Below are 18,062 nucleotides of genomic sequence, written 5' to 3' on the forward strand. Positions count from 1 at the left end.
AGCAGACCGTAAAGGGCAATGACTCACACATTCTTCCGTGACGCTTCATTCGCGGGATATTTCGGGAAAACAGATGTAATGGCTACGTTCACTCCTTCACTCTCTGGGGTAAAAGGGCGCGCGCTCTTTTCACTGCTGTTTATGGCGCCGCTGGTGCAGGCAGCAGACAACACCGCGGCTCAGGACGGCGAAACGCTTACCGTCACCGCCGATCCTAATGCCGTGGTCGATGCCACCAACGGCTATCAGCCGCTGAACACCTCCACCGCCACGCTGACCAACATGCCGATGCTGGATATCCCGCAGGTGGTAAATACTGTCAGCGATAAAGTGCTGGAAGATCAGCACGCTACCACGCTGGATGAAGCCCTCTATAACGTCAGTAACGTGGTGCAGACCAACACGCTGGGCGGCACGCAGGATGCGTTTGTACGCCGTGGATTTGGCGCGAACCGCGACGGTTCAATCATGACCAACGGCCTGCGCACCGTGCTGCCGCGCAGCTTTAACGCGGCCACCGAGCGTGTGGAAGTCCTCAAGGGACCGGCCTCAACGCTGTACGGCATCCTCGATCCGGGAGGGCTTATCAATGTGGTCACCCGACGTCCGGAAAAACAGTTTGGCGGTTCGATCTCGGGCACCTCCTCAAGTTTTGGCGGCGGTACCGGCCAGCTCGATGTCACAGGTCCCATTGAAGGAACGCGCCTGGCTTACCGCCTGACGGGCGAGTACCAGGACGAAGATTACTGGCGAAGTTTCGGCAAGGCGCGCAGCACCTTTATCGCGCCCTCGCTGACCTGGTTTGGTGATGACGCCACCGTGACCGTGCTCTATTCACATCGTGATTATAAGACGCCGTTCGATCGCGGCACGATCTTCGATCTCACGACCAAACAGCCGGTGAATGTTGACCGTAAAACCCGATTTGACGAGCCGTTCAACATTACCGATGGCCAGTCCGATCTGGCGCAGCTCAACGCGGAATACCGCCTTAACAGCCAGTGGACAGCGAAGTTCGATTACAGCTACAGCCAGGATAAATACAGCGATAACCAGGCGCGGGTGATGGCCTATGACGCGAAAACCGGCAACCTGACCCGTCGTGTGGATGCGACGCAAGGCTCAACGCAGCGCATGCATTCCACCCGTGCAGACCTGCAGGGGAACGTGGATATCGCGGGCTTTTACAATGAGATCCTGACCGGCGTGTCGTATGAGAATTACGACCTGCTGCGCACGGATATGATTCGCTGTAAGAATGTAAAAGATTTCAATATTTACCATCCGTCTTACGGCAATCTGAGCAAGTGTACGACCGTTTCCACCGCGGACAGCGATCAGACGCTCAAACAGGAGAGTTACTCCGCTTACGCTCAGGACGCCCTGTACCTGACGGATAAATGGATTGCCGTCGCCGGGCTGCGTTATCAGTATTACACCCAGTACGCGGGCAAGGGCAGACCATTCAACGTCAATACCGACAGCCGCGACGAGCAGTGGACGCCGAAGCTGGGGCTGGTCTATAAGCTCACGCCATCCGTCTCGCTGTTTGCTAACTACGCCCAGACGTTTATGCCGCAATCGTCCATCGCGAGCTACATTGGCGACCTGCCACCAGAAACGTCCAATGCCTACGAAGTCGGCGCTAAATTTGACCTGTTCAACGGTATTACCGCCAACATCGCGCTGTTTGATATCCACAAGCGCAACGTGCTGTACACCGAAAGCGTGGCGGGTGAAAACATTGCTAAAACCGCTGGCCGCGTGCACTCACAGGGCGTGGAAGTGGATCTGGCAGGCTCTCTGACCGAGAACACCAATATTATTGCCAGCTATGGCTACACCGATGCGAAAGTGCTGGAAGACCCGGATTACGCCGGCAAACCGCTGCCAAACGTGCCGCGCCATACCGGTTCGCTGTTCCTGACGTACGATATTCACAATGTCATCGGCGGGAATACCCTGACAATTGGCGGCGGTGGACACGGCGTGAGCCGTCGCTCCGCGACCAACGGTGCGGATTATTATTTGCCAGGGTACGTTGTTGCTGATGCCTTTGCGGCCTATAAAATGAAGCTACAGTATCCGGTGACGCTTCAGGTCAACGTGAAGAACCTGTTTGATAAGACCTACTACACCTCGTCGATTGCGACCAATAACCTCGGCAACCAGCCAGGCGATCCGCGTGAAGTGCAGTTTACGGTGAAGATGGAATTTTGATGTAAAAAAGCCCGGTGGCGCTAGCGCCTACCGGGCCTTCGTTCCATCCCCTCTCCCGGTGGGAGAGGGGTAAAGAGAGGGCATCAGGCCTCAATATCCGCCATATCGCCTTTTTCCTGCAGCCAGTTGCGTCGGTCTTCCGAACGCTTCTTGGCAAGCAGCATATCCATCATGGCGTTGGTTTGCTGTTCGTCTTCGTCGCTGATGGTCAATTGCACCAGGCGGCGGGTGTTTGGATCCAGCGTGGTTTCGCGCAACTGCATCGGGTTCATCTCGCCCAGCCCTTTAAAGCGCTGCACGTTCGGTTTGCCCTTCTTACGCTTGAGCTGTTCCAGTACGCCCGCTTTTTCCTCTTCCGTCAGCGCGTAGTAGACCTCTTTGCCGAGGTCGATACGGTAGAGCGGCGGCAGCGCCACGTGGACGTGACCGTTTTTCACCAGCGTCCTGAAGTGCTTCACAAACAGCGCGCACAGAAGCGTAGCGATGTGCAGACCATCGGAGTCCGCATCCGCGAGGATACAGATCTTACCGTAGCGCAGCTGGCTCAGATCGTCGCTGTCCGGATCGATGCCGATCGCAACGGAGATATCATGCACTTCCTGCGAGGCCAGCACTTCATCCGACGACACTTCCCAGGTGTTCAGGATCTTACCCTTGAGCGGCATGATCGCCTGATATTCACGATCGCGCGCCTGCTTGGCAGAGCCCCCTGCCGAGTCCCCTTCCACGAGGAACAGCTCGGTGCGGTTCAGATCCTGCGCGGTACAGTCCGCCAGCTTGCCCGGAAGCGCCGGGCCACTGGTCAGTTTTTTACGCACCACCTTCTTGGCGGCACGCAGACGACGCTGGGCGCTGGAAATGGCCATTTCTGCCAGCATCTCGGCGGCCTGCACGTTCTGGTTCAGCCACAGGGTGAAAGCATCTTTGACCACGCCGGAGACGAACGCCGCACACTGACGTGAGGACAAACGTTCTTTGGTCTGACCGGCGAACTGTGGATCCTGCATCTTCACCGACAGAACGTAGGCGCAGCGATCCCAGATATCTTCCGCCGACAGCTTCACGCCGCGGGGCAGAATGTTGCGGTATTCGCAGAACTCGCGCATTGCATCCAGCAGCCCCTGACGCAGACCGTTGACGTGCGTACCGCCAAGCATGGTCGGGATCAGGTTGACGTAGCTTTCGGTCAGCAGCTCGCCGCCTTCCGGCAGCCACAACAGCGCCCAGTCCACCGCTTCCGTATCACCGGTGAAATTACCGACAAACGGTTTTTCCGGCAGGGTTGGCAGGCCGTTAACGGCTTCGCACAGATAGTCGTTTAGACCGTCTTCATAGCGCCAGGTCTGTTCGGTGTTGTTGACGTTATCTTTAAAGGTAATTTCTACGCCAGGGCACAGTACCGCTTTGGCTTTCAGCAGGTGCGTCAGGCGTGAAACAGAGAAACGAGGGCTGTCGAAGAAGCTTTCGTCAGGCCAGAAGTGGACGCTGGTTCCGGTATTGCGCTTGCCGCACGTGCCGACGACCTGCAGATCCTGCACCTTCTCGCCGTTTTCAAAGGCGATGTTATACACCTGACCGTCGCGGCGGACGTTGACTTCCACGCGTCTGGACAGGGCGTTAACCACGGAGATCCCCACGCCGTGCAAACCACCCGAGAACTGGTAGTTTTTGTTGGAGAACTTACCGCCCGCATGAAGACGACAGAGGATCAGCTCAACGGCTGGCACACCCTCTTCCGGGTGGATATCCACCGGCATGCCGCGTCCGTCGTCGATGACCTCCAGCGACTGATCGGCATGGAGGATGACGTCAACGCGTTTGGCATGGCCAGCCAGCGCTTCATCCACACTGTTATCAATAACTTCCTGGCCCAGATGGTTTGGGCGTGTCGTATCGGTGTACATCCCAGGGCGGCGGCGAACCGGCTCAAGCCCGGTGAGTACCTCAATGGCATCAGCGTTATAGGTTTGCGTCATGATTTAAACTAGCAGTTCGCATTGATTGTCAGTGGCTGTGCAGTCCAAGAAAATCGACAATCTGGGTGAAATGATTCTCAAAGCCCGTGAAAGCATGGTTTCCGCCTTCTTCTTTAGTCTGGCGGCAGGATGCGTAATACGCCACTGCCTGGCGGTAATCCAGCACTTCATCACCCGTCTGTTGCAGCAACCAGATAAGATCGGGCGCTTCAAGCGGGTCTACCTGCATAACTTTGAGATCGTAAATATGGCGTGACTCTAGCACATATTGTTGGCCGGTGTAGGGGTTCTCGTTTTGCCCGAGAAAGTCCCGCAGCAGCTCAAATGGCCGAACCGCCGGGTTAACCACCACCGCAGGCAGCATAAAACATTGCGAGAGCCAGGTGGCGTAATATCCGCCCAGCGAAGAACCGACCACGCCGAACGATTCGCCGCCGTGTTCCATCACAACCGATTCCAGCATTTCTGCGGCTTCCGCCGGGTAAGGCGGCAGTTGAGGGATAATCATCTCAACGTGCGGGTGATGTTCGCTCAGCCACTGGCGAAACTGCGTCGCTTTCGCGGAGCGCGGCGAACTGTTGAATCCGTGCAGATAGAGGAGCGTAGACATCAATAGCCTTCTGAAGCGGTGTCCGGGCGGAATTTTGCGCCGGTTAAACGGCAGACTTCCGTGGTGAGCAGGCCATCGGGATGCAGTTCGAGCCAGCGCCAGCCCGGTGCGATGGTGTCCAGGGTAAAGTTTGCGCAATGCGGCTTGAACTGAACGCAGGTCGAGGGCGTGGCCAGCAGTCGGCGGCCATTCCAGTCGAGATCCTGTTCCTGATGAATGTGTCCGCACAGGAGATTCTGCACCCGCGGGAATTTCGCCAGCACTCTGTCCAGCGCGGCAGAGTTGCGCAGGCTGTGTTGATCAAGCCAGCTACAGCCCGCCGGCAAAGGATGATGATGCAGCAACAGCAGCGTATGACGTTCAGGTTCGGCAGACAGTTTGGTTTCAAGCCAGTCGAGTTGAAAGTCGCTTAACTCACCGTGTGGGACGCCAAAGACCTGGCTGTCCAGCAGCAGGATCTGCCAGTGGTCACCCACAAAAACACATTTTGCCGGAGAGATCCCCGCATCCTGCAGCGAGCTGTACATGGCAGGCTGGAAATCGTGGTTTCCCGGTAGCCAGACGCAAGGCACGCTAAAACTCGCGATGCCTTCAGCGAAATGCTGGTAGGCCGCGGAGGATTGGTCCTGCGCCAGATCGCCCGTCGCGACAATCAGATCGCATGGGCGATTTTCAGCGTGAATGGCGCTAAGTACCGCCTGATAGCTCTCCCAGGTATTCACCCCAAGCAGAGTTTCATGCTTTTCGGCAAAAAGGTGGGTATCGGTGATTTGTAATATCCTGACTGGTGCCCCACCAGCAACAGTCAGGTTCAACAGGCTTTCCAAATGGTGTCCTTAGGTAGGTTTATGACGCTAACAAACCGGAATCGCCATTGCTCCATGTGCTAAACAATATCTTAGCCAGTCGGCTAAAAACTGGTTAATTTGATGCTTTTCGTCGCGTTGATGCAACTTTTTATTCGGATAATCATACCGCGCTTTGAAGCGAAAGATCTGCTGGCTTGAACACACTTCAGCGACCATCGCGTCATGGTAAAGGCGCACCGTCATCGACGGCAGGCTCCAGTAGCTAATGCTGGGCGCCGTTTGTTCAATTTCGACAAGCGTAGTGTAGCGCGTTGATTCTGTTATCGTTAATCGATACTGCGCGTTGCTCACCTGATAGCTCACCGTTTCGCCGGGTGCGTCGTTTTTCGGCAGCAGGCGGCGCAATTGTGCGAAATTGGTTTCGCACAGGCGCATCATTTCTGGGAAGTCAGGTGTATAACGCTTCATTTTTTCCACTCGTTTCGTAAAGTCTGATAATGCAGTTGCAGCCATTGCAGAGCGATGACAGACGCTGCGTTGTCGATTTTCCCCTCTTCTACCCACTGATAAGCCTGCTCCCGACTCACCACATGAACCCGAATATCTTCGTTTTCATCTGCCAGACCGTGGATCCCTTCCGCCGTCGTGGCGTCCACTTCGCCCACCATAATGGACAAGCGCTCGCTGGTGCCGCCTGGGCTTGCCAGATAACTCAGCACCGGTTTTGTCCGGCCAACCACCAGCCCCGCCTCTTCCAGCGCCTCGCGGCGGGCAACGTCTTCGACCGATTCGCCCTCTTCAATCATGCCGGCCACCATCTCCAGCAGCCAGGGGCTGGCGCTGACGTCATACGCGGCAATGCGGATCTGCTCCACCAGCACGACTTCATCACGCACTGGGTCAAAGGGTAGCAAGACTGCCGCATGCCCGCGCTCAAAAATTTCGCGTCTGATTTCACCGCTCATTTCGCCGTTAAACAGGCGATGCCTGAAACGGTAAAGTTCCATTGAAAAAAAACCGCTATAAAGCGTTTCTCGTGCAATAATTTCTACATCGTTTTTCGCGAATGTCACGGGCAAGTTTTCTGGTTTTTGCATGAGTCGAGTCCTGGTAGCAATGGTGATGAAATTATGAATTTCAAGGCTGTTTGGCTGCCGTTTGTAAGGCTATATGGTAGATTGGTGCAAATTACCGCCAGATGGCACGTAACGCCAACCTTTTGGTATGGAAGATTCTGTTAGAATCGGCAATTATTTTTTAATTAGATCAGCGCTAATACTGCTTCACAACAAGGAATGCAAATGAAGAAATTGCTCCCCATCCTTATCGGCCTGAGCCTGACGGGCTTCAGTGCAATGAGCCAGGCGGAAAACCTGTTACAGGTCTACCAGCAGGCACGTCTGGGCAACCCTGATTTACGTAAATCAGCGGCCGATCGTGATGCTGCGTTTGAAAAGATTAACGAAGCGCGTAGCCCATTGCTGCCACAGTTAGGTTTAGGTGCAGATTATACCTACAGCAACGGTTTCCGCGACGCCAATGGCGTTAACTCCAATGCTACCAGCGCCTCACTGCAATTAACACAGACGCTGTTTGATATGTCCAAATGGCGCGCCCTGACCCTGCAGGAAAAGAGCGCGGGCATCCAGGATGTGACGTATCAGACCGATCAGCAGACGCTGATCCTGAACACCGCCACCGCATACTTCAACGTGCTGAGCGCAATTGACTCGCTCTCCTACACCGAAGCGCAGAAACAGGCGATTTACCGCCAGTTAGATCAAACCACCCAGCGTTTCAATGTGGGTCTGGTGGCAATCACTGACGTTCAGAACGCCCGTTCACAATACGATAGCGTCCTGGCCAACGAAGTGACTGCACGTAACAACCTCGATAACGCGCTGGAATCCCTGCGTCAGGTTACCGGGAATTACTACCCTGAGCTGGCGTCGCTGAACGTCGACAGCTTCAAAACGGATAAACCGCAGGCCGTTAACGCCCTGCTGAAAGAAGCGGAAAACCGCAACCTGACGTTACTGCAGGCGCGTCTGAGCCAGGATTTGGCCCGCGAGCAAATCCGTCAGGCACAGGACGGCCACCTGCCGACCCTGAGCCTGAGCGCGTCTACCGGCGTGTCTGATACCACTTACAGTGGTTCTAAAACGAACACCTCCCAGTACGACGACAGCAATATGGGTCAGAACAAAGTGGGTCTGAACTTCTCGCTGCCACTGTACCAGGGCGGCCAGGTGACCTCTCAGGTGAAACAGGCGCAGTACAACTTTGTTGGCGCGAGCGAACAGCTGGAAAGTGCCCACCGCAACGTGGTACAGACCGTCCGTTCGTCCTTCAACAACGTGAATGCCTCTATCAGCAGTATCAACGCCTATAAACAGGCCGTTGTGTCTGCGCAGAGCTCTCTTGATGCCATGGAAGCGGGTTACTCCGTGGGTACGCGTACCATCGTTGACGTTCTGGACGCAACGACCACGCTGTACAACGCGAAACAGCAGCTCTCCAGCGCACGTTATCAGTACCTGATCAACCAGCTGAACATCAAACAGGCGCTGGGTACGTTGAACGAGCAGGATCTGCAGATGCTGAACAGCACCCTGGGTAAACCTGTCTCTACTTCTCCGGAAAATGTTGCGCCAGAGAACCCTGAGCAGGTTGCCGCCGTTGATAACTTCAACGGTAACGGTGCTGCACCTGCCGCGCAGCCAGCTGCCGCACGTACGACTGCACCCGCCAGCAGCGGTAACAATCCGTTCCGCAATTAAGCATGTCATCGGGCCCACTGCGGCCTGATGCCCTCGCCATACCCCTCTCCTTTCGGGAGAGGGCGTACGTAAATCACACCTGAACGTAAGCCAACGTAAAGATCCCCCTCATTCCGGCCATCATCGCTTCATTTTCAACCACTCATCCTCTATCCTGAGCGTTATTACCACTGGGTCCAGGAAGACAACGATGAAACGGACAAAATCTATCAATCACGCTTCGTTCCGCAAAAGCTGGAATGCGCGTCATCTCACCCCTGTTGCGCTGGCCGTCACGGCTGTCTTTATGCTGGCAGGCTGTGAGAAAAGCGATGAAACAGTTTCGCTTTATCAAAACGCGGACGACTGTTCTGCTGCAACCGGCAACGCCGCAGAGTGTAAAACGGCATATACCAACGCCCTGAAAGAGGCGGAACGTACTGCTCCGAAATATGCTTCACGTGAAGACTGCGTGGCAGAGTTCGGTGAAGGTCAGTGCCAGCAGGCACCGGCTCAGGCAGGCACGGCCCCTGAAAACCAGGCACAGGCCCAGTCCAGCGGCAGTTTCTGGATGCCGCTGATGGCAGGTTACATGATGGGCCGCCTGATGAGTGGCGGTGCGGGTTACCAGCAGCAGCCGCTGTTTAGCTCGAAAAACCCGGCCAGCCCGGCTTATGGTCAATATACCGATGCCAGCGGCAAAGGCTATGGCGCAGCCACCCCTGGCCGCTCCGTAACCGTACCGAAAACGGCGATGGCTCCGAAACCCGCGACCACCAGCACCATTACCCGTGGCGGGTTCGGTGAGTCTGTGGCGAAACAGACCAGCATGCAGCGTAGCGCGTCAGGCACGTCCACTCGCTCAATGGGCGGCTGATCATGGAACGAGTCAGTATCACCGAGCGCCCGGACTGGCGCGAAAAAGCGACCGAATACGGTTTTAACTTCCACACCATGTACGGCGAGCCATACTGGTGTGAAGACGCTTACTACAAGCTCACGCTTGCCCAGGTTGAGAAACTGGAAGAGGTGACCGCCGAGCTGCACCAGATGTGCCTGAAAGTGGTGGATAAAGTCATCGACAGCGACGCGCTGATGGCGAAGTTCCGCATTCCGAAGCACACCTGGAGTTTCGTCCGCCAGTCGTGGAAAACCCACCAGCCTTCGCTTTACTCACGTCTGGATCTGGCGTGGGACGGCGTGGGCGATCCTAAGCTTCTGGAAAACAATGCTGATACGCCAACCTCGCTGTACGAAGCGGCGTTCTTCCAGTGGATCTGGCTGGAAGACCAGGCCAATGCCGGCAACCTGCCGCAAGGCAGCGACCAGTTCAACAGCCTGCAGGAAAAGCTGATTGAGCGTTTCGCCGAACTGCGCGAACAGCATGGTTTTAATCTGCTGCACCTTGCCTGCTGCCGTGACACGGAAGAAGACCGTGGCACGGTGCAATATCTGCAGGACTGCGCGGCTGAAGCTGAAGTGGCGACCGAGTTTCTCTATATCGAAGATATCGGCCTGGGTGAGAAAGGTCAGTTTACTGACCTGCAGGATCAGGTGATAAGCAACCTGTTCAAGCTCTACCCGTGGGAATACATGCTGCGTGAAATGTTCTCCACCAAGCTGGAAGACGCCGGCGTGCGCTGGCTGGAGCCGGCATGGAAGAGCATTATCTCCAACAAAGCCCTGCTGCCGATGCTCTGGGAGATGTTCCCGAACCATCCGAACCTGCTGCCGGCTTACTTTGCGGAAGACGATCACCCGCCGATGGAGAAATACGTCGTTAAACCGATCTTCTCCCGTGAAGGGGCGAACGTGTCGATTATTGAAAATGGCAAAACGCTGGAAGCCGTTGAAGGGCCTTACGGCGAGGAAGGAATGATCGTCCAGGCGTTTTATCAACTGCCGAAGTTTGGTGACAGCTATACCCTGATTGGCAGCTGGCTCATCAACGATCAGCCAGCTGGGATTGGCATCCGCGAAGATCGCGCGCTGATCACGCAGGATCTATCACGGTTCTATCCGCACATTTTCGTCGAGTGATCGGGTGTGCCGGGGTGCGAGCGGAAGCCCTCACCCCGGCCCTTTCTCTTTGGGAAAGGCACGCATACGTTATCCAATCTGCACCGACAACATACTTAAGCTTCCCATCTCAATGCCATCGACCGGTATGCTGATCGGCTCCTGACCATCCCATGCGCCCAGTACATACAGCAACGGCAGGAAGTGTTCCGGCGTCGGGTTAGAGAGTGAACCGCCTTCGTGATCCAGATAGTTCACCAGCGGATGCTCCTCAACCGGCCCTTGCCAGGTCAGATTCGCTTTCACGTAATCGTTAAAAGATGTTGCCCACGGATATGGCGTGTTCTCACCGTGCCAGCGCGCTGTCCGCAGGTTGTGTACCACGTTGCCGCTTGCGATCAGCATGATGCCCTCGTCGCGTAAGGTCGCCAGTTTTCGCCCTATCTCCAGGTGCCAGGCCGCCGGTTTAGTGCTGTCGATACTCAACTGCACCATTGGGATGTCCGCCTCGGGATACATCTTTATCAGTACGCCCCACGAGCCATGGTCAAAGCCCCAGGCTTCGTTATCCAGCGCCACAGGCACAGGCGCGAGTAATTCCACCAGCTGTCGGGCCAGCGCTGGCGAGCCGGGTGCCGGATAGTGCGTGTCGTACAACGCCTGCGGGAAGCCGCCGAAATCATGAATGGTTTTTGGCGTTTCCATTGCGGTCACGCCCGTGCCCCGGGTAAACCAGTGCGCAGACACCACCACAATCGCTTTCGGACGCGGTAGCGTCTCGCCCAGATGACGCCATACTCGGGTATAGACGTTGTCTTCCAGAACGTTCATTGGGCTACCGTGGCCTAAAAACAGTGCTGGCATACGGGAAGAAGTCATGGTGATATCCTTACAGAAGGTGTCAATTTAATGGTTCTACATTACGCGCAATCTCGCCCGGATGAACGCTGATAAGCGTGAAGATCATCATCAGGAAATTTGAATGTAAGGAATGTGTAAAGCAGGGTTTCACCTCTCGCTTTGACCGAAATGAACCATTAATATTAATGATAATCATTATCATAAGGAGCAATGCATGTCAGTCCCCTTGATCCTGACTATACTGGCGGGTGCCGCAACGTTCATCGGTGCCATTCTCGGTGTGCTTGGTCAAAAGCCGTCTAACCGCGTGCTGGCCTTCTCATTGGGCTTTGCTGCCGGGATCATGCTGCTCATCTCTCTGATGGAGATGCTCCCTGCCGCACTGGGCACCGAAGGCATGTCTCCGGTGCTGGGATATGGCATGTTTGTATTCGGCCTGCTTGGTTACTTTGCCCTCGACCGCATGCTGCCGCACGCGCATCCGCAGGATTTAATGCAAAAAAGCGTGACCCCGATACCGCGCAATATTAAGCGCACGGCCATTCTGTTAACGCTCGGCATAAGCCTGCACAACTTCCCGGAAGGCGTGGCAACCTATGTCACCGCCAGCAGCAATCTGGAGATGGGCTTTGGTATCGCCCTGGCGGTAGCTTTGCACAATATTCCTGAAGGACTGGCGGTGGCCGGGCCGGTTTATGCCGCCACGGGCTCGAAACGGACCGCGGTCTTCTGGGCGGGGATCTCGGGGATGGCCGAAATTCTCGGCGGCGTGCTGGCGTGGTTGATTCTGGGCAGTCTGGTCTCGCCTGTGGTGATGGCCGCTATCATGGCCGCCGTGGCCGGGATAATGGTGGCGCTCTCCGTGGATGAGCTGATGCCGCTGGCGAAAGAGATCGATCCGAATAATAACCCGAGCTATGGCGTGCTGTGCGGCATGTCGGTGATGGGCTTGAGCCTGGTGCTGCTGCAAACGGCAGGGATCGGCTAAGACAATAGCGCATTAACGTCTCACAACAAAAAAGCCGGGTTTCCCCGGCTTTTTCACATCGGCCCTTTCAGCTGGCTTTGCGCGCGTGCGCCTGGCGATACTCCACCAGATCTTCAATCGTCACCACGGGCATATTATGCAGACGGGCAAAGGTGATGCACTCCGGCGCACGTGCCATGGTGCCATCGTCGTTGGTGAGTTCACACAGTACGCCCGCAGGTTTAAAGCCTGCCAGGGTCACGAGGTCAATGGTCGCTTCGGTGTGACCGCCACGGGTCAATACACCGCCAGCCTGCGCACGCAACGGGAAGACGTGCCCTGGACGATGCAGGTCTGATGGCTTCGCATCATCGGCAATCGCGGCACGCACGGTGGTCAGACGGTCAGCCGCCGACACGCCGGTGGTCACGCCATGTGCCGCTTCGATGGTCACGGTAAAACCGGTTCCAAAGGCGCTGGTGTTGTTTTCAACCATCATGGGCAGGTCGAGCTGCTTACGACGGTCTTCGTTGATACACAGGCACACGATGCCGCTACCGTGACGGATGGTCAGCGCCATCTGCTCAACGGTCATGTTTTCGGCGGCGAAAATCATGTCGCCTTCATTTTCACGGTTTTCATCGTCAAGCACCATCACGCCGCGGCCTTCGCGCAGTGCATCCAGTGCATGTTCAACACGTTCAATAGAAGTGCCAAAAGAGGAAAGTAGCGTCTGATTCATGGTAAAAAAACCTCATTAACATTATGGTTACCAGAATCAGGGCAGTCTTAGGAGCGCCGTATAAGCGGCAAAAAGATAACGTGAGCGGGCCAGGCCCGACTTGATCGTTACTCTCTCCCATCCGGACTCTAACCGTCGGCCCCGGAATTACACCGGATCTGCTGTCCTTTGAGTAGTGACCCAAAGCGCTCGCGGGCTTTCAGCGTTACGCTGATTTACCGCCGGTGGGGAATTTCGCCCCGCCCTGAGAATAAGCGAGATAACTATAACGCGATTGATTACCCTGGGCAATGCGCAGACATAAAATCTCCTTTATCCTGGGGCATGACGCGCTACAATGTTCATTAACACCGTCTTATCAAGGGAAGCCACAATGATTGACCCGAAGAAAATTGAGCAAATTGCGCGTCAGGTTCATGAGTCTATGCCAAAAGGTATTCGTGAGTTTGGGGATGACGTAGAGAAGAAAATCCGCCAGACGCTGCAGGCGCAGTTGGTTCGCCTTGATTTAGTCAGCCGCGAAGAGTTTGACGTGCAGACGCAGGTTCTGCTGCGTACCCGCGAGAAGCTGGCCCTGCTGGAGCAGCGTCTGAACGAGCTGGAAAACCGCAATACGCCAGCGGAAGTAAAACCGGCTCCGGCCATTCCACCGGTTGATGAAGCAGAATAACAGCCGCGTATAACGGGCTGTTTGCGAAGATACCCCCTCCTGCAAAGAGAGGGTGAAAAAAACGGGCCAGATGGCCCGTTTTTTATTTGCTGACTTTATTTGCTGTCTTTCTGGATCTTCTTGATGATGTTGGTGGTTGAGCACCCGTCCTCAAAGTTGAGCACCATCACTTCACCGCCATTAGCCCAGACCTCTTCGCTGCCCGCGATTTGATCCGGTTTGTAATCGCCGCCTTTCACCAGCAGATCCGGCAAAATACCGGCAATCAGGCGCTGCGGGGTATCTTCTTCAAACGACACCACCCAGTCCACCGCTTCCAGCGCACCCAGCACGATCATGCGCTGCTCCAGCGGGTTCACCGGACGCGTTTCACCTTTAAGACGTTTCGTCGACGCATCGCTGTTCACCGCCACAATCAGACGGTCGCCCAGCTTACGCGCATTGGCCAGATAAGAGACATGACCGGCATGCAGGATGTCGAACACGCCGTTGGTCATCACCACTTTTTCACCGCGTTTACGGGCGGCGGCAACGGCCACTTTCAGCTCATCTTCGCTCATCACGCCAAAACCGGTATCGGCACGACCACGCACCGCGTTTTCCAGTTCGATCGGCGAAACGGTGGAAGTCCCCAGCTTGCCAACGACCACGCCTGCTGCCGCATTAGCGAAGTAGCACGCTTCTTCCAGAGAGTTCCCTGCCGCCAGCGTCGCCGCCAGAACGCCAATGACCGTGTCGCCGGCACCGGTCACGTCATACACTTCCTGCGCCTGGGTCGGCATATGCAGCGGCGCTTTGCCAGGCTGCAGCAGCGTCATCCCCTGCTCGGAGCGGGTCACCAGCAGCGCGGAGAGTTCGAAGTCAGCAATGATCTTCATGCCGCGCTCAACGAGCTCTTCTTCCGTCTTACATTTGCCCGCCACCGCTTCAAACTCAGAGAGGTTTGGCGTCAGCAGCGTTGCGCCACGATAGCGCTCAAAGTCAGTACCTTTCGGGTCGATCAGCACGGGCACATTGGCTTTACGCGCGAGCTGAATCATCTGCTGTACGCTTGCCAGCGCACCTTTGGCGTAGTCGGACAGCACCAGCGCGCCGATAGTGCTCAGCGCCTGGTTAATGCGCTCGTGCAGCGGCTCAGGATCAACGCCCTCAAAGCCTTCCTCAAAGTCGAGGCGGATCAGCTGCTGGTTACGCGACAGAACGCGCAGTTTGGTGATCGTCGGGTGTGTCGGAACCGAAACGAAGTCGCACTTCACGTTCACGTCCGCCAGCGACTTGCTCAGCGCACGCGCCGCATCGTCAATGCCGGTTAAGCCAACCAGACGCGACTGCGCGCCCAAAGAGGCAATGTTCATCGCCACGTTTGCCGCGCCGCCAGGACGCTCTTCAATGGTGTCGACCTTAACTACCGGTACCGGTGCTTCCGGAGAGATGCGGCTGGTCGGCCCGTACCAGTAGCGATCCAGCATGACATCCCCGACAACCATAACTCCAGCACGTTCAAACTCTGGCAGTGTTACTTTCATTCCTGACTCCAGAAAGATTCACAATTTGCGCGCGATAATATCACACTTGTTTTGTTACGCACGGTTCCACCAGCCACTTCTGCCAGCTGGCGGTGACCTGCGCGCGTTCAGTGGCGAAACAGTCCAGCGCGACGTGGCCAGGCTGCTCCTGTAAGGCCAGGTGGTGCAGCTCGTCGCGCAGCGTGGTATAGGCGCGCGTTAAGGCCTGCGCCTCCTGCTCATCCATAATGTCGTTTTGCGCCAGCAGTTCCAGAATACGCACATTATCAGACCAGCGGGTCAGCTTCGGTTTAGCGTGCGCATGGCGTAGCACCAGATATTGCGTAATAAATTCAATATCGGTAATGCCGCCCTCATCCGCTTTAATATCAAAGCGATCGCGATGCTTATTGCCCAGGTGCGCGCGCATTTTCTCGCGCATCTCACGCACCTCGGTCTGCAGCGTGCTGCCGTCACGCGGGGTTGTCATAATCTCCCGACGAATGGCATCAAACTGCGTTTTCAGCGACGGATCGCCGTACACCACGCGGGCTCGCACCAGCGCCTGATGTTCCCACGTCCAGGCTTCATTCTTCTGGTACTCAGCGAAGGACTCCGTTGAGGTCACCAGCATGCCGGCCGCGCCGGAAGGACGCAGACGCGCATCCACTTCATATAAAATGCCGGATGACGTGCGGGTGCTGAACAGATGCATAATACGCTGGGCCAGACGCAGGTAGAACTGACGCCCGTCGATTTCACGCTCGCCGTCGGTCATGACGTCTGCCGGGCAGTCATGCAGGAAGATTAAATCGAGATCCGAGCTGTACCCCAGTTCCCATCCGCCGAGCTTACCGTAACCCACAACGGCAAAACCGCGGCCTTCGCGGTCAGCAAGGTGTTTCGGCTGGCCGTAGCGCGCCACCATCTGAATCCATGCCTGATGCACCACCGCATCAATGATCGCTTCTGCAAGCCAGGTTAAGTGATCGCTCACTTTCATCACTGGCAGCGTTCCGGCGATATCTGCCGCCGCCACGCGCAGCATTTGCGCCTGCTTGAACTGACGCAGCGCCTCCAGCTGTTGCTCTTCGTCCTCTTCCGGTACGCGCAGCAGATACTGACGCAGCTCGTCACGGTAGGCGTCCGTTGCCGTCGGCTGGTAGAGCGTATTGGGATCGAGCAGCTCATCCAGCAGCAGCGGATACCGCGCCAGCTTGTTGGCCACCATCGGCGAGGCGGCGCAAAGCGTAATCAGATGCTTGAGCGCGCCCGGGAACTCGCTCAGCAACTCAAGATAGGTCGTACGGGTGATGATCCCGCTCAGCAGCGGCATCATGCGCGACAGCGGGACCGGCGCATCCGCACGCGAGCAGACGTTGCTCAGCAGGTGCGGCATCAGATGATCCAGCACCTGACGACCGCGCGGACCAATGGCCCGTTTATTCAGTTCGAGACGGAAATCAGCAATTAACGCCACCACACGATGGCGATCGTCGTCGCTCAGGTGCGCCAGCACCGGCGTGGTGTCATCCTCCTGCAGCGCGTCCTGCCACAATTCGCGCCAGTGTTCAGAGAGCGTATCGTCCTGCGATTCACTTTCATCGTCACCAATCAGCGCGTTAAAGACACGGCGCACGCCGGCCATATGCGCGTCCAGTTGCCCGGTCAACGTTGACCAGTCGTCGACGTGCATCCCCCAGGCCAGCCGCGCCCGGTTCAGGTCATCGCCTGGTAAAGTCTGGGTCTGCTCGTCATTGATGCTTTGCAGCAGGTTTTCCAGGCGGCGCAGGAACAGATAGGCCTCACGCAGGATCTGCGCGTCGCCTTCCGGCAGCAGATGCAGTTGCTCTATGGCTGACAGCGTCGGCAGCAGCGAACGGGATTGCAGTGAAGGCTCACGTCCGCCGCGGATCAGCTGGAAGACCTGAACGATAAATTCGATTTCGCGAATGCCGCCCGCGCCGAGCTTGATGTTGTCCTTCAGACCCCGGCGACGCACTTCACGGGCGATCATTCCTTTCATGTTGCGCAGCGACTGAATAACGCTGAAGTCGATATAGCGACGGAACACGAACGGGCGCAGCATGGCGCGCAGCTCGTTGGCGTAGGCATCGTCGCTGTCTCCCATGATCCGCGCTTTGACCATCGCGTAACGCTCCCAGTCGCGCCCCTGCTCCTGGTAATAATCTTCCAGTGCCGCAAAGCTCAGCACCAGCGGACCGCTGTCGCCAAACGGGCGCAGACGCATATCCACGCGATAGACAAAACCATCCTGGGTAGGTTGATCCAGCGCTTTAATCAGACGTTGCCCGAGACGGGTAAAGAACTGCGCATTGTCCAGTTCACGGCGGCCCCCGCGTGTGGAGCCGTTCTCCGGCCAGGCAAAAATCAGGTCGATATCCGAGGAGAAATTCAGTTCGCAGCCCCCGAGCTTGCCCATGCCCAGAATCAAGAGTGGCTGAGGAACCCCATCCTCATTGCACGGCGTGCCCCACTCTTTACAGCAGGCGGCATAGAGCCAGTCCCGTGCGGCAACAATCAGCGTCTGTGCCAGCTCGCTCAGCTGCTGCAGGGTACTTTCTTCGCTGACCAGTTCCAGCGCCTGAGCCCAGGCAATACGCACCATCACCCGGCGGCGGAACTGGCGCAGGACGCGCATCAGTGTTGCTTCATCCGCGACCTCTTCAAGTGCGGTTTGCAACCAGCCCGCATAATGCCGCCACTCGTCTGCCTGCGGCGGGGTGCTCTCAAGCGCCTCCAGCCAGTCCGGGTAAGCGGTGATACTTTCCTGCACAAAATCACTGAAGGTGAGCACGCTCCTGGCCTGCTCGCTTAACGATGACGCCGGTAATGACTCAGGCAGACGTTCGCAAACGGTCTGCCACTGCTGCTGTAACTGCGAAGAAAGCGGCATTATAGGG

The 18,062-nt window shown here is 56.6% G+C and carries 15 protein-coding genes and 1 riboswitch; of the genes, 6 read left to right on the forward strand and 9 right to left on the reverse strand.

Annotated elements, in window-relative coordinates; all coding sequences use genetic code 11:
• Positions 1-78: 78 nt before the first annotated feature.
• Positions 79-2,220, forward strand: a complete 2,142-nt coding sequence (locus tag AM379_RS04315) for a TonB-dependent siderophore receptor (protein ID WP_032678979.1) — start codon at positions 79-81, stop codon at positions 2,218-2,220.
• 83 nt (positions 2,221-2,303) lie between these two features.
• Here AM379_RS04315 and parE read toward each other — a convergent pair whose 3' ends face one another.
• The 5 genes from parE to nudF are packed head-to-tail and all read right to left on the reverse strand — an operon-like array spanning position 2,304 to position 6,712.
• Positions 2,304-4,196, reverse strand: coding sequence for a DNA topoisomerase IV subunit B (gene parE / locus AM379_RS04320; RefSeq protein WP_020883640.1), 1,893 nt, complete (start codon positions 4,194-4,196; stop codon positions 2,304-2,306).
• A 28-nt stretch (positions 4,197-4,224) separates the two neighbouring features.
• Positions 4,225-4,806, reverse strand: coding sequence for an esterase YqiA (yqiA, locus tag AM379_RS04325; RefSeq protein ID WP_106503492.1), 582 nt, complete (start codon positions 4,804-4,806; stop codon positions 4,225-4,227).
• On the reverse strand, positions 4,806-5,633 hold the full coding sequence (cpdA, locus tag AM379_RS04330; RefSeq protein WP_014171641.1) for a 3',5'-cyclic-AMP phosphodiesterase: 828 nt from the start codon (positions 5,631-5,633) through the stop codon (positions 4,806-4,808). The genes yqiA and cpdA overlap by 1 nt, the downstream gene beginning before the upstream one ends.
• A 27-nt stretch (positions 5,634-5,660) precedes the next feature.
• Positions 5,661-6,083 (reverse strand): DUF1249 family protein, encoded by a 423-nt coding sequence (locus AM379_RS04335; protein ID WP_014833293.1) that lies wholly within the window; start codon positions 6,081-6,083, stop codon positions 5,661-5,663.
• Complete coding sequence (gene nudF / locus AM379_RS04340; RefSeq protein ID WP_014171643.1) at positions 6,080-6,712, reverse strand: ADP-ribose diphosphatase; 633 nt, start codon at positions 6,710-6,712, stop codon at positions 6,080-6,082. Before nudF ends, AM379_RS04335 begins: the two co-directional genes overlap by 4 nt.
• Before the next feature lie 204 nt (positions 6,713-6,916).
• Here nudF and tolC point away from each other — a divergent pair, with 204 nt between their 5' ends.
• The 3 genes from tolC to AM379_RS04355 all read left to right on the forward strand — a co-directional run bounded on the left by tolC (position 6,917) and on the right by AM379_RS04355 (position 10,414).
• Positions 6,917-8,395 (forward strand): outer membrane channel protein TolC, encoded by a 1,479-nt coding sequence (tolC, locus tag AM379_RS04345; RefSeq protein ID WP_020883637.1) that lies wholly within the window; start codon positions 6,917-6,919, stop codon positions 8,393-8,395.
• Between the two features lie 190 nt (positions 8,396-8,585).
• A complete protein-coding gene (locus AM379_RS04350) occupies positions 8,586-9,251 on the forward strand; it encodes a DUF1190 family protein (protein WP_014171645.1) in 666 nt (221 codons plus the stop codon).
• Between the two features lie 2 nt (positions 9,252-9,253).
• The gene (locus AM379_RS04355) at positions 9,254-10,414 is read left to right on the forward strand and encodes a glutathionylspermidine synthase family protein (RefSeq protein WP_014171646.1); all 1,161 of its coding nucleotides are present in this window, start codon (positions 9,254-9,256) and stop codon (positions 10,412-10,414) included.
• Between the two features lie 69 nt (positions 10,415-10,483).
• Here AM379_RS04355 and ygiD read toward each other — a convergent pair whose 3' ends face one another.
• Complete coding sequence (gene ygiD / locus AM379_RS04360) at positions 10,484-11,272, reverse strand: 4,5-DOPA dioxygenase extradiol (RefSeq protein ID WP_106503493.1); 789 nt, start codon at positions 11,270-11,272, stop codon at positions 10,484-10,486.
• A gap of 196 nt (positions 11,273-11,468) precedes the next feature.
• On the opposite strand from ygiD, the gene zupT reads away from it, so the two are divergent.
• The gene (gene zupT, locus AM379_RS04365) at positions 11,469-12,242 is read left to right on the forward strand and encodes a zinc transporter ZupT (protein ID WP_020883635.1); all 774 of its coding nucleotides are present in this window, start codon (positions 11,469-11,471) and stop codon (positions 12,240-12,242) included.
• Positions 12,243-12,309: 67 nt separating this feature from the next.
• On the opposite strand, the gene ribB is transcribed toward zupT, so the two are convergent.
• Positions 12,310-12,963, reverse strand: a complete 654-nt coding sequence (gene ribB, locus AM379_RS04370) for a 3,4-dihydroxy-2-butanone-4-phosphate synthase (protein ID WP_014171649.1) — start codon at positions 12,961-12,963, stop codon at positions 12,310-12,312.
• 105 nt (positions 12,964-13,068) lie between these two features.
• Positions 13,069-13,219, reverse strand: a riboswitch (FMN riboswitch).
• Positions 13,220-13,336: 117 nt separating this feature from the next.
• On the opposite strand from ribB, the gene ubiK reads away from it, so the two are divergent.
• Positions 13,337-13,633 (forward strand): ubiquinone biosynthesis accessory factor UbiK, encoded by a 297-nt coding sequence (gene ubiK, locus AM379_RS04375; protein WP_020883634.1) that lies wholly within the window; start codon positions 13,337-13,339, stop codon positions 13,631-13,633.
• Positions 13,634-13,728: 95 nt separating this feature from the next.
• On the opposite strand, the gene hldE is transcribed toward ubiK, so the two are convergent.
• Positions 13,729-15,159 carry a bifunctional D-glycero-beta-D-manno-heptose-7-phosphate kinase/D-glycero-beta-D-manno-heptose 1-phosphate adenylyltransferase HldE gene (gene hldE / locus AM379_RS04380; RefSeq protein WP_020883633.1) on the reverse strand — a complete coding sequence of 477 codons (1,431 nt, stop codon included), beginning with the start codon at positions 15,157-15,159 and terminating at the stop codon, positions 13,729-13,731.
• 40 nt (positions 15,160-15,199) lie between these two features.
• Positions 15,200-18,058 carry a bifunctional [glutamate--ammonia ligase]-adenylyl-L-tyrosine phosphorylase/[glutamate--ammonia-ligase] adenylyltransferase gene (glnE, locus tag AM379_RS04385; protein ID WP_088202977.1) on the reverse strand — a complete coding sequence of 953 codons (2,859 nt, stop codon included), beginning with the start codon at positions 18,056-18,058 and terminating at the stop codon, positions 15,200-15,202.
• Positions 18,059-18,062: the final 4 nt, after the last annotated feature.

It is taken from the genome of Enterobacter cloacae complex sp. FDA-CDC-AR_0132 (genome assembly GCF_003010695.1).
GTDB lineage: Bacteria > Pseudomonadota > Gammaproteobacteria > Enterobacterales > Enterobacteriaceae > Enterobacter > Enterobacter ludwigii.

Coding starts and splice junctions, on each gene's coding strand:
- ubiK (WP_020883634.1), top strand. CDS start 13,337: ATGATTGACCCGAAGAAAATTGAGCAAATTGCGCGTCAGGTTCATGAG.
- AM379_RS04355 (WP_014171646.1), top strand. CDS start 9,254: ATGGAACGAGTCAGTATCACCGAGCGCCCGGACTGGCGCGAAAAAGCG.
- parE (WP_020883640.1), bottom strand. CDS start 4,196: ATGACGCAAACCTATAACGCTGATGCCATTGAGGTACTCACCGGGCTT.
- ribB (WP_014171649.1), bottom strand. CDS start 12,963: ATGAATCAGACGCTACTTTCCTCTTTTGGCACTTCTATTGAACGTGTT.
- hldE (WP_020883633.1), bottom strand. CDS start 15,159: ATGAAAGTAACACTGCCAGAGTTTGAACGTGCTGGAGTTATGGTTGTC.
- tolC (WP_020883637.1), top strand. CDS start 6,917: ATGAAGAAATTGCTCCCCATCCTTATCGGCCTGAGCCTGACGGGCTTC.
- AM379_RS04350 (WP_014171645.1), top strand. CDS start 8,586: ATGAAACGGACAAAATCTATCAATCACGCTTCGTTCCGCAAAAGCTGG.
- nudF (WP_014171643.1), bottom strand. CDS start 6,712: ATGCAAAAACCAGAAAACTTGCCCGTGACATTCGCGAAAAACGATGTA.
- yqiA (WP_106503492.1), bottom strand. CDS start 4,806: ATGTCTACGCTCCTCTATCTGCACGGATTCAACAGTTCGCCGCGCTCC.
- ygiD (WP_106503493.1), bottom strand. CDS start 11,272: ATGACTTCTTCCCGTATGCCAGCACTGTTTTTAGGCCACGGTAGCCCA.
- AM379_RS04315 (WP_032678979.1), top strand. CDS start 79: ATGGCTACGTTCACTCCTTCACTCTCTGGGGTAAAAGGGCGCGCGCTC.
- AM379_RS04335 (WP_014833293.1), bottom strand. CDS start 6,083: ATGAAGCGTTATACACCTGACTTCCCAGAAATGATGCGCCTGTGCGAA.
- zupT (WP_020883635.1), top strand. CDS start 11,469: ATGTCAGTCCCCTTGATCCTGACTATACTGGCGGGTGCCGCAACGTTC.